Raw genomic sequence first — 14,229 nt, 5'->3', positions numbered from 1 at the left:
ATCAGTCCTGCCCTTCCCTCAAGGCCGAACGCAGCGCATCGGCGACAGCCGTTTCATCGCCGCCGCGGTAAAGCGCTCCCCAATCTGGCAGCAGCGGGTCATCAAAGAAATGCAAACCAAGGCCATCGGCCACAAGCGTATGCAATTGGATGGTTCGTAGGCTGGTCATGCCTAGCATCGTCACATTCGAAAATGCGGCATTCAGGAATGCCTCAAGCTTATTTCGGGTAACTTTGGTTCCCTCGTTTGCGTGGGCGTGTTCGAGATGTTCAAGGACCACTCTCCAGTCTTGGTCTCGGTTGTCCATTGCATCCAGCAGCTGCGGCAACCCTTCCTTCTGGCGTTTAAATGGTGGTGCATCCCAAAAGGTCTTTGTCTCGGCCAAATAGGTGCCGATTGATGTGTTAGGCTTAATCGCGGCAGCCGTGATCTGATCCTGCACAAGCCGCCTCGCCCTCGAATGGCGCGGGTCGTCGAGAATCCCAATTCCAAAAGCAGCCCGCAGAAATGCGATCCGCATTGCAAGCAATCCACTACGCCGCCCAATATTACACGCGGCTTCATAACTCAGCCCGACAACGTTGCGAGCTGCATCATGCGCTGCGTCGGGGTCCGCAAAAACTTCAAAGCGGCGTGGAAAGAAGCGCTGAAGCTGTGAGGCCCCGTCTTCCAGGAAATCCTCAAACCGTCCCGCGTTGAAGCTTTGCATGACCTCAGGTGACAGCTGCATCAGATCACCAACGCAGCTTCGCCGGATGGATCGGGAGTGATATAAGCGGCAATATCTTGGGTAAACGCGGCGAAATCCCGCGGCGGCAAAGCAGGGACAATCCGGCGCATCGTTTCGGGGGCGTAAAAGCGGAACAGAAACCACCGGTCTTCAGTCGGATTATAAAGCTGGGTGAACTTGCGGAAGTGCTTGCGTAACTCATCCAAAGAGCGCGCGCTGCGCAGCCAAACGCCCCACCCTTGGCCCCAGCTCTCCTCGATCAACCAGTCCGCAGCACGGCTACCTTCTTTGACCTGAGCGATATAGGGAGCATGTAAAGCATATTCATCCGCAGACACGCCCTGGTAGAGCGGCAGATAGTCCACCTTGAAACCTTGCAGCACGGTTTCGATATCCGGTCTGCGCGCAGCCTCAAGCAAGATGAAAGTTGCGTTCAATTCGGTCTGACCGCTACCTGCTACGACCGTTTTCATCGCATCACGAGGCTCCAAAGCGCCAAAAAGAAAGTCCGCTAGAAACTGTGCCGGAGGGTCCGGCAAACGCACCTTTTTGACCTGCCCGGTTTGGTGTGCGTAATTGATCTGCCCCGCTTCGTTATTCATCAGTGAGCTTTCTGATGCAGACTTCGGCTAAATCAAGGCCTTCATTGATGGCGCTTTCTAAGCTCGCGATCTGATCCGGCGCGCCAGCCGTCACATTGACCGGTCCCTTCAGGTCAATCTTGTTGGCGCGGATAACAATGCCTGAGCTGTTGATCTCAATGGTGCCGCCTGGGCCGCCTATTATGAACTTATCTTTGGCGTGCAGCACTTGCATCTTTGAACGGGTGAAAATCTTTTGGCCGACGGCAACCTCTGACTCGCCCTCGACCTTCATGTAGTGATGAGCACCCACTTCTTCTTGGTGGTTGGCATATGTGTATTCGATGCGGTGATTGTTGACATAGTCGAAGCTGTCCTTGTCGATCTGTCGCTCGGAATTGCGCATCACAGTCTTTTTCTCGTCCTGACCAATCGTCTCAACGTGATCGCGACCGACATCAATTTGCTTATCCCGGTTGACTCGCTCTTTTTGATCGTTACCGACAAGCTTGGAGCGATCATTACCAATTTGATGGGACTCGTTGTGAAGGATCATGGTATTGTGGTCCTTCTGCGCATGCAGGAAAATCTCTTCTTTGTCCTTCTCGTCCTCAAATCGCAGTTCGTTAAAGCCGTCGCCATTGTGCGTATCAGTCTTGAATGTCGACCGCGTCTTGTGCGCTGGCAGCTCGTATGGCGGCGTGTTCATCCCGTTATACACACATCCCGTCACGATGGGCTTATCGGGATCCCCGCGGAGGTGTTCGACGATGACTTCCATGCCGATGCGGGGGATGACCATGCCGCCCCAGCCTTTGCTGGCCCAGTTCTGGCTTACGCGGACCCGCATTGTGTGGGCACCATCGAGGTCCCAGTGGAAGCGGCACAGGATGCGGCCGTATTCGTCGCAGTCAATCTCGCCCTCGCCTACGACCACCGCTGTCTCCGGGCCTTGAACACGCGGGACGGGCGTGCGGCGCTCTGGCCGATAGGGCGTGTCATCTGGCATCAGGACATATGACCCTTCATAGGGGGTCTCCTCTGCGCTGCTGTCACCTGAGCCGTAGCCCTGGCTGCGAAAGCGGTGCGTGGCCTTCAAGCAGACGAACATGCGCCCGGTCGCCCCGGGCACTTCGTCGCCTGCAAGCGTCACCCGCCAGCCGGCACCCAGGCTCACAACATCGCCTGTCGCCTCATGCCGCGGGGCCTGTCCCCGTTCGGCTTCGGTCCTGCGGTTGACAACACCGCGCCCCTCGCCCTGTTCAAGATAATCGCCAGGCCAATCGTAGCTATCGATGTCGCCTGCAGGGTGGGTCGCATCACCCATCTGATCGACTTCCTGCGATGCATTGGGCATCTTGAAGTTATACTCTGTCAAACGGACCGCACCCGTCGTGATCCGCTCGGCCGGGGACCACATGTCGAAATGCTCACCGTCATGCTGGTGGAATCCGTCTACGCCATAGTAGGGCCGCGCGCTGCCAGGCACCTCCGGCAGGCTGCCTTCCAGGTCTGTCAGCAAGAGCGTATGCGACCCGACCTCATGCCGCCAAGACCAGCTGATCCCGTGGCGCTCTAGCTGGCGGCGGACAAAGTCCGCGTCGCTCTCGCCATATTGGACGGTATATTCCAAGACCGGGTAATTATCTGTGACCTGTATCTCTAGGTGCGGCTGCCCGAGGCCTGCATAGGCGCTCAGCACCTCTTCGACGATCTGGATCACGGTTTTGTTGTGGAAGATCCGCATGTTGCGCCGCAGCCCCGCCACATGCAGCCAAGGGCGCAGTGTCAGGTCATAGCGCAGCCCGTTCTCGGTTGCCCCACCAGCAGAGGCCTCGCAGACGATGCCGTCAAAGGCACGGATGCCATCGGCATGGTCAATCTCAACCGTGACATGTGTGCCCAGAAGCGCGTGAAGATCGAGTCCGGCCTGTGTCGACAACGCTTCCACCTGCCATACGAAATCACCCGAGAGCTCTTCAGTCCCGTCCATCCGCAGTAGGACCAATACGTCCTCGCCAAGTACCGTCGAAAGCCGACCCTGACGATTGGACTGGGAAAACATTTTGTTCAAAGCAGCAATCCATCACGCAACTAATTGGCGAATCGATACCAGATCAGCAGCCGTTGCAAAAGCCACTCTGACATGATCACTGTCAGCTTGTCCAAGCTCTGTGCGCCATTGTCACATCCTGATACGATCAACCGTAGGCACACGACCTGCTGCCGGATCAGGAGTGTAAAATCCACCCAACGCGACTGTTCAAATTTGGCGGGCCACTTCTCTACAACAATATCAACCTAAGTATGTATTTGAGCCTGAATAACATTCCAGACGCACCGCACCAGATGCAACCTAAAGGGTTTCAGGCAGGCGTCCTTCGACTTCTCCGATCAGTTTTGCGCCGTTTGCTCCAATAGCCCGCAAAACAACAAGCAATTCGACCACATCTAGACGCCGTTCTCCCAGCTCGTACTTGCCCATAAACGAAGCTGGCTTGCCGATGCGTTGTGCCAGCTGGGCCTGCGAAAGGCCTGCATTGGTGCGCGCCTCTACCAGCCTTACCAGCAGGTGTTTGTAGGCAGCGGTGGGAACGGTTCCAGCCAAAGAAGTCCCGCCATCAATATTACGAGACAGCTACCCCCGATATGGGTTTATCCCCAAATTGGGGGTGATATGATCTTATCGACGCCGATCTTTATGAAAGGCTTGATCTGATGCACATAACCTTTGGGCCATGGTTGGCCCCAAAGATGCGCTCTGGATCATCGGTGACTTCGCCCATGGGCCAAAAGCCAAGGATACTGATTGGCTGCGCAAGCTGTTCTACAAGCTGCCGGGAGCAGAAAAGTACCTGGTTGTCGGCAACCACGATCTCGAACCGACACAGGCGCTAGCATGGACGAGCGTCTCACATCTGGCGGGGGTCCGGGATGGGCCTCAGCGGCAAGCACACACGCTCTGCCACTACCCGATGATCACCTGGAACCACGCCCGACGGGACGCGCTCCAAATCTTCGGCCATGTCCACAATAACTGGCGCGGCCCGCGCAACAGCGTGAATGCGGGGGTCGATGTCTGGGACTACATGCCCGTGCGGTTTGAAGACATCGCCCGCCGTGCCAAGACGCTCCCCGTGAACAAGCACTGGGCCGATGTCGAGCACAATGCGAAGGAGATCTAGATGGCCCGCTCATACCGAAAGACACCGATTTGCGGGATGACAAAGGCTGCCAGCGACAAGGCGTTAAAGAAGGCGGAGCACAAACGGGCCAGACGCGCTCTCAACGCGTGCGATCTGGAATTTGATGATGCCCCCGCCGACAAGCTGTTTGGCAACCCATGGGACGCACCCAAGGATGGCAAGCAGTGGATTGATCCTGCCCGGTTTCCCGAAATCATGAGAAAGTGAGTCAGATGCCACATTTTCTTGTCTGGAGTAACTGTAAGATGAATTCTGGAGCGGCTTTGATCTGCCTGATCTGCACACGCTAGGGTCGCAACACGTTTCTGCGGCGCGGACAATCGCAACTACGAGCCCTTAGCTTCCGACTTTCCGCCATGCGGCAAACGTCGGCTCTCATGGCTAGTACAGAAAATCCGGGAGGAATTATTGGCACAGGTTCGTTCTTACGCACTTCATAGTTGTCGCGGCACTTGTGGCCGGTAGTATGAAAGATTTATTGGTCGGACTTTTGGAGAATTCAACCGAAACGCTTACGATATGCATTCGCGACAAGGCTATTCTTGGCCAAAAAGCCCCGTCTAGGTACATCCTTACCAGTAATGAGAAAGACATCTTCAATGAGATCGTCACCTATCCCCTCCTGCCTTCCTACTTTCTGCATGCCAAAGTCTAGACACATCTGCAGACCTATTGGAGTTAACGCCACCGCGCAAATCTCTGAAAAGAAAAATCCTGCCTTAGCTAGTCGGCCAAACTCCCGGATAAACGATAGTAATAACTTGCTTGACCTGTCTGGTTCTTGATGTTTGCTGTCTATTGCAATCATCGAAATGAACATTTTGAAGTCGCGCTCAGACCCGCTGTGCGTGAGATGCACCAGCATATCATCTTTAAGACTAGACTCTTGAAGTTTTCCAGCTTTGGCCAACTGAAACTGTTCATCATTCAAACAGATGTAGTGCCAATAACCAGCCACTTCATCTCCGGTGGTTAAGAGCTTCCAAGTGTACGGACTGGCGTGAAAAATAGGTGCCCACTGATCTGTCGTTCCTTCTTCCTCACGTTTGATCTCAGGAATCACGGCAGTGTCTATGGCGATCAAACGGTCAAGGAGATCATACTCATCCATACCGTTTGCTTCCAAAAACTCATACCCTTGGATAGTGTATCTTTTCATATGCCGTTCGTCGGAAATCCAATCTAAGAACAGTCGATCAAGTTCCGCTTGCTCAATATCCAGTTCAGCCTTTAGCTTAGAAAGGGTTTCCTTTCCCTTTGGTCTATTCTTTCCAGTTTCCCAACGTGAGACCGTTGTTGTATCTGAGCCAACTTTCGCTGCTAAGTCAGCCTGCGATAGCCCTCTCGCTTCCCGACGGGCCATTATGAACTGAGATAGCGTTGGCAAAGTTTCCGTCATTTGAGTCTCTCCCAAGTTCTCTATAAAATCTGCCCACTATGGTGCATATGCATATTTTGTGCCGAAAACATGCATGCAGCCTTGTTTAGCCTACTTTGTGCCAAGCGATCTGTAGTGCCGTGGCACCAAACACCAGACGGATATTTAAGGGTGCTGTTCAACGGGACTTGCAAGTTGATGTTTTAACATCAAAGGAGAAAACCAGATGGGTACTAAGGAACACAACCAAGGACAAACCGACGTTGCAAACGGCGAGTACAATCGTCCGGTGAGCCACACAGAAGAGCTGCTTACCTGGACCCCTTCCGGTGTCCGAGAGGTCACAGAAAAACTGACCGACTATCAAGCTGGTCGCGATCACGCCAATAGCCAAAAGTAGTTGCCGGTAATCGGCACTTTCTATTGAAAGGATGTGAAATGGCGAAGAAACATGTCAATGCAGGAAAGCAAGGCAACCGGTCTAAAGGATCAGCTGCAAAATCAGCGGCTCGCAGTAATGCTGGCTGTGAGCGAAACGTAGGCCATCGCGGCGGCGAGGAGCACAGCCGAACCGCAAAAGGTAACTCAGGCCAGCATGGGCGTCGCTGAACTAGCTTGAATTTGTAAAACTTCAGACTTGATCTGACGGACATCTCAGCTTGCGACGCTGAGAACGGGTTGCGCACTGTCCGATTGGTCGTGCGTTTTGATCGTCTTCTCGACAGCGATGTGTAGCGTTTCGCGGAAGGTCTGCATAGGTGTTTTGCCATAGCAGTGACGTCCCGAATGTGGCCGCTGTTCGTTGTACTTTGCCAGCCACGCATCCAGATCGGCCTGCAACTCTTCGACTGACCGATACAGTTTCTTGCGGAATGCGATGTCGTAGAACTCATCCTTGATGGTGCGATGGAACCGCTCGCAGATGCCGTTTGTTTGCGGAGAATTGGCCTTGGTTCGGGTGTGGTCCACGTCCTCGACGGCCAGATAAAGCTGGTAGGCGTGGTTCTCGACCTTGCCACAGTATTCCGTGCCCCGGTCTGTCAGGACGCGCAGCAGGCTGATCTCATGCTCTGCAAAGAACGGGATCACGCGGTCGTTCAGCAAGTCGGCCGCGGTGATTGCCGTCTTTTCAGTGTAGAGCTTGCAGATCGCCACGCGGGCATAGGTATCGACAAAGGTCTGTTGATAAATGCGTCCGACGCCCTTCATTGTGCCCACATAATAGGTGTCCTGGCTGCCCAGATAGCCAGGGTGGTGGCTCTCGATCTCGCCATGGGCTTCTTTCTTGGCCTTGGCTTTTTCCAGCGCGGCCAACTGATCCTCGGTGAGCAAGATACCCTCTTGGGCGGCACGGGCCTCCAGGGCCTTGAGGCGCTTTTTCATGGTTTCCAGATCATTACGCAGCCAGATCGACCGGACGCCCGACGATGACACCATGATGCCTTTCTGCTGCAGCTCCCACGACGCCCGTTTCTGACCCAGAGCCGGGTTGTCGATGGCCAGTTCGATGACCGCCTTCTCGACATGTTCTGGCACGCGGTTTTTCATCACCGGCTTGCGGCGGCTGAGATCCATCAGGGCTTCTTCGCCACCCTGATCGTAAAGTTCTCTGAACCGGTAAAAGCTGTCCCGCGAATAACCCATCACTTTGCAGGCCTGCGACACGCTTCCGAGCTGTTTGGCCAGTTCCAACAGCCCCAGCTTCGGCTTGATGATCTTCTCTTGAATACTTGTCATTGATCGACACTCCTTGATTGCGCTCCAGAAGAGCAGAAATGTCAGATCAAGTCGTGTGTTTTACATTGAATTTGTCACGACGCTTTGTGAGCCTCGGCTAACAAGCCGAGGCTCATCTTCTTTGCATGTTCTACGCTGATGAGGGCCGCTCAAAGATCATTTTTTCAGCACCGTTCCCTCATGTTCTAAGAGTTATCGACGGTTGCCTTCAAAGTCCCGGTCCCATCGATCGCGAGAGCGCCCGCTCGACCTTATGTTTGTCATTTCCTTGTGGCGAATGGGTCCGTACTTCAGCTCGACGTATTAACCAGTCTCCAACAGCTGACGCAATTCTTCCTGCCGCTGTTCCAAGCCGCTCAAGCGCTTCTCTAAGTCGCCCGTGAACCGTTCGAACGCGTTCTGCAAATTTACCAACTCTTTCGGGGAAGCGCTCGCTCTCTTCAAACCTTCTTCGAAGGTTGCGTTCAGATCTTCGACAGCGCGCAAAAATGCTGTCTCGAAGGGCGTCAATTGATGGCGTGACATAGCTTGCCTCGTTCTGGCTGTTTTGACGCAAATTTCGCCTCCGCCCAGATTTGGTACCGGACAGTTTGCCAGTGTTACGCCGGGCGGAAGGTTGACCACTTGGACCAAGCCGCCAAGGCCATGTGTTACCCGCGTCCCCTCCAGACCAAATGTGGCCACTCCCGGTGTTTCGATCCTCGACGGTTGCTCCGGAAAGGTTAGCTGCACGGCCATCAAGAGCACCCAGGAGGTCAGAAAAACTCCCGCCAGGTAGGTCGGCAGCATCGTCTTCCAGGTCACAGTGCGCCATTCCTTCCGGCTCTGTTCCAACGCCGCTGTCGCGTCCCGAATTTTGCTGGCCTGCGCCTCGATCTGGTGGGTCGTCCGGTCGTAGATTGAGCCGCTTTGCCTTTCGAGGGCGCGCATATCGTGATCGATTTTTCTCAGCGCGGCGTTCAACGCTTGTGACAAACGCTGCTCGAAGTCGTTCAACAACTGCTGGGTCTGCTCTTCGGTGGCGTGGCTTTGCGTCTCCACCTTCGCTTGCAGGTTTTGCAGCAAAGTATTCATCTGCGGTCCAGGTTTCATGGAAAATGCGATCCTCTAATCTGAAGGTGTTCCGGCTGTCCGAGGTGCCTGCAAGACGCATGGTAATCCGGGTGTCGCGACGGCGTGGCTTACCGTCTTTAGCTTCTTCGGCATCGGCCTTGCGGCGCTTCTCAAGCTGTTTCTCGGTCAATGGTTTGAATTCGAGGTCATCCAGTTCGCTTAAGGCAGCGCGGACGTCCGAGTGATTGCGGATTTCGCCAGCTTCAATTTTCTGAAGCATCAAAGTCTGGATGGTTTCCTTGATGCTCTTTCGATCGCCCAGATCGAAAACAGGTTTGACCATCCGTTTTCGCCCTGGCTCTTCGGGACTGACCCAGCCTTCGCGGGCATTCCAATAGTCACGAAAGGCGTTGAAGAAGCGTTCCGACCCTGGCGGCGCGGGATTGAATGATCGGTTCCCATAAAGCTCGACGCGCGGGATCAGGAAGTGCAATTCAACATTGCCCATGTGCTGGTGACGAACCCAGAGGATATTCGCTTGATCGGCTTCGAGCCCCGCAAACGCGGCTTTCTCAAAATCCCGCATCACATCGGCCTGCTGTGCTTCCGAGGGATCATCCTCAGCATGGAACGCGACCACGCCCGACGTGTATCTCCATTTGCGGGTGTGGCTGTCGATCAGGTGGCTCGTCAGTTCGGGATCGCCAGACAGTACTTCTGGGGCCACATCTCGCCGGACGGTCTTGCCAGGGATGCGCTTGCGGTCTTCCGTATAGGCGGCGACCTCCTTTGCTACGAGATACTCGACCGCTGACCGCCCCGAGCCGTCGCCATGGGAGAAAAAGCGAACCATCATCGGGAATGCTCCGCTACGATCTCAGCCAACTCGCGGTCCAATGCCATTAACAACGTGTAGACGGCGACCAAGTCAATGCGCCGCCCGGCTTTGCGATCCGTGTGCATGGCGCGTGCGATTTGGTTCAAGTTGTTACCGGCACGTCCGACCGCCGCCAGCAGCGCCGGATCGACCGCCGGTGGCCGCGCCCGCCGCTGCATTGGTTCGGCTGAAAGGACATGTCGAGCATAGTCGGAGAGAGACCGCTCCTGAGCGCGCGCTTTCCTAAGCCATGTCGCACGTTCTGCTTCTGAGCAACGTACCCGCAGGACCAACTCGCGGATCGCACGCGGCTCCAGCTTACTCTTGCTCATGGCAGCCTTCTAACGCGCTTGGCGCGTGGGTTTGGGGTGAAGGGGAAAGGGCTTGCCCATTCCCTTCCAAGGTGCGTTCGGTGTAGCCACACGCGTAACCTTTCTCTCTCTCCTCTTGGGGCGCACGACGACTATTCATGGATTGCCACCTGATCGGATCAAAGCGCCTGTCAGCTCTCCGATCAAGCTGTCTAGAACGGCTATCGGTTGGCTTTCTTTTCGGGTCATCCCTGCAAAGGAAGCGGCTGCGTTCTTCCTGCCAAAAGGACCACTACGCTGCGAATTTAGATCTGCTACAGTCAGGCAAAGCGCGGTCCTTGCCTCGCCAAGCTGAACGCATCTCTCGCGCCACAACCGGCTAGAAACACCCAGCTCGTAGGCTCGGTCATGCGCAGCCCTTGTGATCGCTTGCCAGTCGGGCGGACTACCGCAGGCATACAGGTCAACGTACTCGTCCAACCGCGGTCCAGCCAGCAGCCGGGCATGAGCTGGGCTGGTGTTCAACGGGGGTACTTCCATCGGCTTCTCAGCCATACAAGTTTTGATTTTCTTTTCTTTGTTCGTATTGAGTCGGACATTTTCGGCTGACCCGACGGACATCTCTGGCTGACCGCAATCTGTCGAAAAATCGGAAAGTACGGCTTCCAGCGCTTCTGCGATTTCCTGAATTTTGGCGATGTCGGTGAGTTTTGTTGGCCGACGACGGGGTAGGGTCAAGGTCGCGGCTTCATCAGCATCCGCATTGCCCAGCTCCCTGATTTGCCGGAACAGGCCTTGAATATGCTCGCGCAGGCGCTTGTGCTCTTCGTCGGTTTGCATCTGGCGGCGGACCAGCAAACGAACATACTCAGCATGCTCGATTAATGGGGCGAGGTTGATGCCCGCCGCCCGCTTGATAACACCATCAACCCGGTCGCCGGGGCGACCGTTGCGCCCGGGCTAGGTACGGCGAATCAAACCCGCGTCAACAAGCTCCGATTCGATCCGTCCAACCTGCCGTTTCGATAGCCCGAAGGTTTGAGCAAGCCGTTCCAGAGAATGCCAGATCGCACAGGTACTGCCTTGAAGAAAATCGGAGGGCTGACAGTTGTCGATGGCAAAGACGAGATATTCAATCGCCCCCTTTAAATGGCCAAGCGAAACTCTGGCCCGCTTTAGAAATCGCTTCAGTTGGTAGGGAGTGATGTCTGAGGGGAGCCCACCGTGTACAAGGCGAACGCTCATAGCATAATCCCTTGTACTGATTGCGGCGCATCCCGAACCGCGAAGACTAGACCAGAGAGAGCCAACGGCGCTTGATCCGTCCAGGAGAGCTTTCCCAGATTCTCGCTTGCGGCAAACTCTCTGGATTTGGTACCTATATTGCGGAGCTGACCGGCTTCATTTGCACTTTCAACGCCGTTGCGAGGACTATCTGCGGCGTTGTTTTCATTTGAATTTACTATGTGGATACTATCCTGATATGCTAACGTATTGAATGAAAAGGGTTTGGGCGTCCTCTCCTGGGCACCAGTCATCCACCTCATTTATTGAATTCGCAGCGCTGAAGCGCCTGGTTCAATTGCGTCCTGTTGGTCGGTGGCCATCTCGCGGGCGTGAATGCCCAGAACGATCAGCCCGGGCCACAGCATATATGCCTCAATCTCGATGTTCTCGCCAAAGGACAAAAGCGTCAAGGTCATCATGATGCCCAGAGGCAACCGACCCCGCGGCCCCTTGGCGGCATCGATGAGCGCCAGAAGCGTTTGCCAGACAAATGGCACCAGCAGTGCCAGCATACCCACGACACCTTTGACAAACAGCAACCCCCACCATGTGTGGTGGCTCCCAATCGGCATATATTCAACCACATGAGGACCCGGCTGGACCCGTCCATGCCCGAACCAGAATGCTTCGTTGATCCATCGTTCACCCGCGATCCGCTGCAGGGTTTCGCGGACCCGTGTACTATCTGCGCGCGCGCCTTTGAATGCCGCCACCGCGTCGCTGGCAGCCGCGACCAAACTGGGCCCGATGATGGCCAGTGATGCGGTCAGCCCCGCCACCATCTGCCACGCCCATCCGCGCAACAGCAGCGGCATCATCCGCGGTCCGATGGTACACGCAACCAAACCCACAAGACCCATGCGCGACTTGGAGGCGAAGATCATCACAATACCAGCTGCGATCCCAATCGCCTTCCACTTGATTACTTTCTCTTCCAGCGCAAAGAGGATCATGACAACCCCCAACAAGGCCGCAAACGGCGACCATGGCGCATAGAACTGCCATCGGGGGGTCCAGCTGGCCGGGTCGTAGGTAAAAAAGTAAACGCTAAAATACTCGGGACCCGGGCCGCCAATGGCTTTGAGGGGTGATGTGAATATCTTCTCTGGCAGGCCAATATAGGGTGCCGCCAAAAGGATGGGCGCCAGGATCAAGGTGCCGAGGCCGATAATGCATTGGCCCCGTACCAACACCGCGCGACGGATTGGCAGGACAGCCCCGGCAAGCGGAAACAGCGCCATCAAGGCCCACCCCTTGGCCCAGCCAATGGATGATTTGATCGTCTGTTTTAGCCCCATCGACCAGTCAAGGTGCCCGACCCATAAGGCAACAAGCATCACCAGCATCCCAATGCCCCAAGCCCAGACAACCGGCGGAATCGGACCGGTGGCGGCCAGATCCTTGCGCATGGCAGGGCCAAGGAATAATGAAAGCGCCGCCAAGCCACCAAGGATCCAGGCCAGAACCGGCCCCACCACGTAAAGCGCGCCAAGCGCATATAGCTGCCAGGTGAACACAAGCGTCCTGAAGGCCAGCCGCTCTGCGGGGTTCATATCACTTAGCGGGCGCATGTGGTTTTCCGGATCAGCGTTGTGATGATCGCCGAACGCGTCCAGCCCAGCAACAAACCAAACAGCATCATCAGGGTCGCGGCACCACCCGCTGCGACGGCCAGCTTGCGATTGGGCGATGACGGCGCTTCAGGCAGGGACGGATTTTCAAGGACCTGAACCAATGGGTAGGAGGCATAAACATCGGATTTCGTTGTTTGACTGCGCGCGATAGCTGATGCAAACACCGCTTCGGCAACCGAGAAATCGCGCTGCAAATCCTGAAGCCGGGCGGCAGCGGTGGCCATCTGATCCAGCCGCGCGGTCTGCGCCGTCAGTTGTTCTTGCATCGCGTCAAGCTGTTCGACCGCCCCGGCATGTTGCGCGTTCATCTCAACCAGATCGGCCAGCAATGCGGCGCGTTCGCCGTTGGGCGCCACATCCAGCCCGGTAAGCTGTTGCGCTGACAAATCCGTCAAAGCGACCGCGCGGGATATTGCGGCCCCCTCGGCTTGCCCCTTGGCGCGACGCGCCTCTTGCACCTTGGGGTGATTGGCGCCGTATTGCGACCGGGCGTCCGCGAGGGCAGCGGCATGGATTGCCGCCTGATCCAGCAATTGGCGATATTCATCATCGGCAAACAATTTCAGGGTCACCGCAGCCGACGCCACACCAATCCCCAGGCTGCGTTCAAGCGTTCTTACTGCGGCCTCTTTTTCGGATGCGATAGCCTGCTGGTTGCGCAATGCTGCTTCCAGTACGGTGTTCTGGGCCAGAAGCGCATCATATTGCGCAACAGATAAAAGCCCGGTCGAGGATTGCAGCATCTCTATATCCGTCCGGGTGCTGGCAACGGACGCGCGGTAATCCTGAATGGCCCCAAGGCTGCTGTCCTCGCGGGTCTGTTGCTCATCAGCGCGCAGCGCGTCCAACTCTGCAAAGAATGCTGACAGAATGGCATCACCGCGCGACTGGGCCTCGGCGGGTGATCCGCCTGTCATCTCAAAATGGATAAGGCTGGTCTGATCAACCAGATTGACCCTCGGCTTACCCAAATCGCTGCGAGAGATGTCCAGACTGTCAGCGGCAGCATCCAGAATGCGATCGGCGTTCAACAGGCGCTTGTATGTTTCTGTTGGGCTGACCGCATTGCTTGCAAAGGCAGAGTTGGCGAAAGACGAGGCCTGGCCGATGCCGTTAAGGTTCATTGATGCGGATGCACCTGATCCGGGCAGGATCAGTGAGGTGCTTGATTTGTAGGTAAGCGGGGCGGTTTTCAGGTAGCCGGTGATTGGCCCCCAGATCACCGCCCCGCCAAGAAGTGCAAACGCGACATACCGTGGCAGGCGTCCCAAATCGCCTAGGTTGCCGCCCATGACAACGCGCCGTAACCGCCCCTTGTTTTTTGGGCTGGCCGGGTTCGTGAGTGGTGGATGTATCGCTGTTGTCATTTGGCATCTCCTTGCCAGACAACATTAGCGGTTTGGGTTTGGTGTTGCGCGCGCCCGAAAGCATCTAT

At 55.9% G+C, this 14,229-nt stretch carries 18 protein-coding genes; 5 read left to right on the top strand and 13 right to left on the bottom strand.

Annotated features, from left to right (window positions below):
* Position 1: 1 nt before the first annotated feature.
* The 5 genes from AABB31_RS14040 to AABB31_RS14020 form a co-directional block, all read right to left on the bottom strand.
* A complete protein-coding gene (locus tag AABB31_RS14040; RefSeq protein WP_342077541.1) occupies positions 2–442 on the bottom strand; it encodes a hypothetical protein in 441 nt (146 codons plus the stop codon).
* Between the two features lie 287 nt (positions 443–729).
* Positions 730–1,203 carry a DUF4123 domain-containing protein gene (locus AABB31_RS14035; protein WP_373634891.1) on the bottom strand — a complete coding sequence of 158 codons (474 nt, stop codon included), beginning with the start codon at positions 1,201–1,203 and terminating at the stop codon, positions 730–732.
* A gap of 121 nt (positions 1,204–1,324) precedes the next feature.
* Positions 1,325–3,376 (bottom strand): type VI secretion system tip protein TssI/VgrG, encoded by a 2,052-nt coding sequence (locus tag AABB31_RS14030; RefSeq protein WP_342078827.1) that lies wholly within the window; start codon positions 3,374–3,376, stop codon positions 1,325–1,327.
* Positions 3,377–3,405: 29 nt separating this feature from the next.
* Positions 3,406–3,561, bottom strand: a complete 156-nt coding sequence (locus AABB31_RS14025) for a hypothetical protein (protein WP_342077544.1) — start codon at positions 3,559–3,561, stop codon at positions 3,406–3,408.
* 106 nt (positions 3,562–3,667) lie between these two features.
* Positions 3,668–3,919 (bottom strand): helix-turn-helix transcriptional regulator, encoded by a 252-nt coding sequence (locus tag AABB31_RS14020; RefSeq protein WP_342077545.1) that lies wholly within the window; start codon positions 3,917–3,919, stop codon positions 3,668–3,670.
* A 130-nt stretch (positions 3,920–4,049) separates the two neighbouring features.
* Here AABB31_RS14020 and AABB31_RS14015 point away from each other — a divergent pair, with 130 nt between their 5' ends.
* Positions 4,050–4,496 (top strand): metallophosphoesterase, encoded by a 447-nt coding sequence (locus AABB31_RS14015; RefSeq protein ID WP_342077546.1) that lies wholly within the window; start codon positions 4,050–4,052, stop codon positions 4,494–4,496.
* Positions 4,497–4,724: a hypothetical protein gene (locus tag AABB31_RS14010; RefSeq protein ID WP_342077547.1), complete on the top strand. Its 228-nt coding sequence runs from the start codon at positions 4,497–4,499 to the stop codon at positions 4,722–4,724.
* 292 nt (positions 4,725–5,016) lie between these two features.
* On the opposite strand, the gene AABB31_RS14005 is transcribed toward AABB31_RS14010, so the two are convergent.
* Positions 5,017–5,880, bottom strand: coding sequence for a helix-turn-helix transcriptional regulator (locus tag AABB31_RS14005; protein WP_342077548.1), 864 nt, complete (start codon positions 5,878–5,880; stop codon positions 5,017–5,019).
* 241 nt (positions 5,881–6,121) lie between these two features.
* Between AABB31_RS14005 and AABB31_RS14000 the strand changes: the two genes are divergently transcribed.
* Positions 6,122–6,295 (top strand): hypothetical protein, encoded by a 174-nt coding sequence (locus AABB31_RS14000; protein ID WP_342077549.1) that lies wholly within the window; start codon positions 6,122–6,124, stop codon positions 6,293–6,295.
* Positions 6,296–6,549: 254 nt separating this feature from the next.
* On the opposite strand, the gene AABB31_RS13995 is transcribed toward AABB31_RS14000, so the two are convergent.
* Positions 6,550–7,632 carry an IS481 family transposase gene (locus AABB31_RS13995; RefSeq protein ID WP_342074941.1) on the bottom strand — a complete coding sequence of 361 codons (1,083 nt, stop codon included), beginning with the start codon at positions 7,630–7,632 and terminating at the stop codon, positions 6,550–6,552.
* A 303-nt stretch (positions 7,633–7,935) separates the two neighbouring features.
* On the bottom strand, positions 7,936–8,706 hold the full coding sequence (locus AABB31_RS13990) for a hypothetical protein (RefSeq protein ID WP_342077550.1): 771 nt from the start codon (positions 8,704–8,706) through the stop codon (positions 7,936–7,938).
* 220 nt (positions 8,707–8,926) lie between these two features.
* Here AABB31_RS13990 and AABB31_RS13985 point away from each other — a divergent pair, with 220 nt between their 5' ends.
* Entirely contained in the window at positions 8,927–9,136 is a 210-nt protein-coding gene (locus AABB31_RS13985; protein ID WP_342077551.1) for a hypothetical protein, read from the top strand.
* A 36-nt stretch (positions 9,137–9,172) separates the two neighbouring features.
* The gene (locus AABB31_RS13980; RefSeq protein WP_342077552.1) at positions 9,173–9,499 is read left to right on the top strand and encodes a hypothetical protein; all 327 of its coding nucleotides are present in this window, start codon (positions 9,173–9,175) and stop codon (positions 9,497–9,499) included.
* Between the two features lie 38 nt (positions 9,500–9,537).
* On the opposite strand, the gene mobC is transcribed toward AABB31_RS13980, so the two are convergent.
* The 5 genes from mobC to AABB31_RS13955 all read right to left on the bottom strand — a co-directional run bounded on the left by mobC (position 9,538) and on the right by AABB31_RS13955 (position 14,161).
* The gene (gene mobC / locus AABB31_RS13975; RefSeq protein ID WP_342077553.1) at positions 9,538–9,894 is read right to left on the bottom strand and encodes a plasmid mobilization relaxosome protein MobC; all 357 of its coding nucleotides are present in this window, start codon (positions 9,892–9,894) and stop codon (positions 9,538–9,540) included.
* Between the two features lie 135 nt (positions 9,895–10,029).
* On the bottom strand, positions 10,030–10,713 hold the full coding sequence (locus AABB31_RS13970; RefSeq protein ID WP_342077554.1) for a hypothetical protein: 684 nt from the start codon (positions 10,711–10,713) through the stop codon (positions 10,030–10,032).
* Between the two features lie 120 nt (positions 10,714–10,833).
* Positions 10,834–11,118, bottom strand: a complete 285-nt coding sequence (locus AABB31_RS13965; protein ID WP_342077555.1) for a helix-turn-helix domain-containing protein — start codon at positions 11,116–11,118, stop codon at positions 10,834–10,836.
* A gap of 302 nt (positions 11,119–11,420) precedes the next feature.
* Positions 11,421–12,731, bottom strand: coding sequence for an O-antigen ligase domain-containing protein (locus tag AABB31_RS13960; protein WP_342077556.1), 1,311 nt, complete (start codon positions 12,729–12,731; stop codon positions 11,421–11,423).
* Positions 12,719–14,161 carry a GumC family protein gene (locus AABB31_RS13955; RefSeq protein ID WP_373634889.1) on the bottom strand — a complete coding sequence of 481 codons (1,443 nt, stop codon included), beginning with the start codon at positions 14,159–14,161 and terminating at the stop codon, positions 12,719–12,721. The genes AABB31_RS13960 and AABB31_RS13955 overlap by 13 nt, the downstream gene beginning before the upstream one ends.
* Positions 14,162–14,229: the final 68 nt, after the last annotated feature.

Source organism: Yoonia sp. SS1-5 (assembly GCF_038443705.2).
Lineage (GTDB): Bacteria > Pseudomonadota > Alphaproteobacteria > Rhodobacterales > Rhodobacteraceae > Yoonia > Yoonia rhodophyticola.
Note: the sequence above shows the minus strand (reverse complement) of the source record. Positions and strands in the feature narration are given on the sequence as shown.

Bases quoted from the DNA above. Each gene is read 5' to 3' on its own strand.
- AABB31_RS14035 (WP_373634891.1), bottom strand. From the start codon at position 1,203: ATGAAAACGGTCGTAGCAGGTAGCGGTCAGACCGAATTGAACGCAACT.
- AABB31_RS14030 (WP_342078827.1), bottom strand. From the start codon at position 3,376: ATGTTTTCCCAGTCCAATCGTCAGGGTCGGCTTTCGACGGTACTTGGC.
- AABB31_RS14015 (WP_342077546.1), top strand. From the start codon at position 4,050: ATGGTTGGCCCCAAAGATGCGCTCTGGATCATCGGTGACTTCGCCCAT.
- AABB31_RS14010 (WP_342077547.1), top strand. From the start codon at position 4,497: ATGGCCCGCTCATACCGAAAGACACCGATTTGCGGGATGACAAAGGCT.
- AABB31_RS14005 (WP_342077548.1), bottom strand. From the start codon at position 5,880: ATGGCCCGTCGGGAAGCGAGAGGGCTATCGCAGGCTGACTTAGCAGCG.
- AABB31_RS14000 (WP_342077549.1), top strand. From the start codon at position 6,122: ATGGGTACTAAGGAACACAACCAAGGACAAACCGACGTTGCAAACGGC.
- AABB31_RS13995 (WP_342074941.1), bottom strand. From the start codon at position 7,632: ATGACAAGTATTCAAGAGAAGATCATCAAGCCGAAGCTGGGGCTGTTG.
- AABB31_RS13990 (WP_342077550.1), bottom strand. From the start codon at position 8,706: ATGAATACTTTGCTGCAAAACCTGCAAGCGAAGGTGGAGACGCAAAGC.
- mobC (WP_342077553.1), bottom strand. From the start codon at position 9,894: ATGAGCAAGAGTAAGCTGGAGCCGCGTGCGATCCGCGAGTTGGTCCTG.
- AABB31_RS13970 (WP_342077554.1), bottom strand. From the start codon at position 10,713: ATGCAAACCGACGAAGAGCACAAGCGCCTGCGCGAGCATATTCAAGGC.
- AABB31_RS13965 (WP_342077555.1), bottom strand. From the start codon at position 11,118: ATGAGCGTTCGCCTTGTACACGGTGGGCTCCCCTCAGACATCACTCCC.
- AABB31_RS13960 (WP_342077556.1), bottom strand. From the start codon at position 12,731: ATGCGCCCGCTAAGTGATATGAACCCCGCAGAGCGGCTGGCCTTCAGG.
- AABB31_RS13955 (WP_373634889.1), bottom strand. From the start codon at position 14,161: ATGACAACAGCGATACATCCACCACTCACGAACCCGGCCAGCCCAAAA.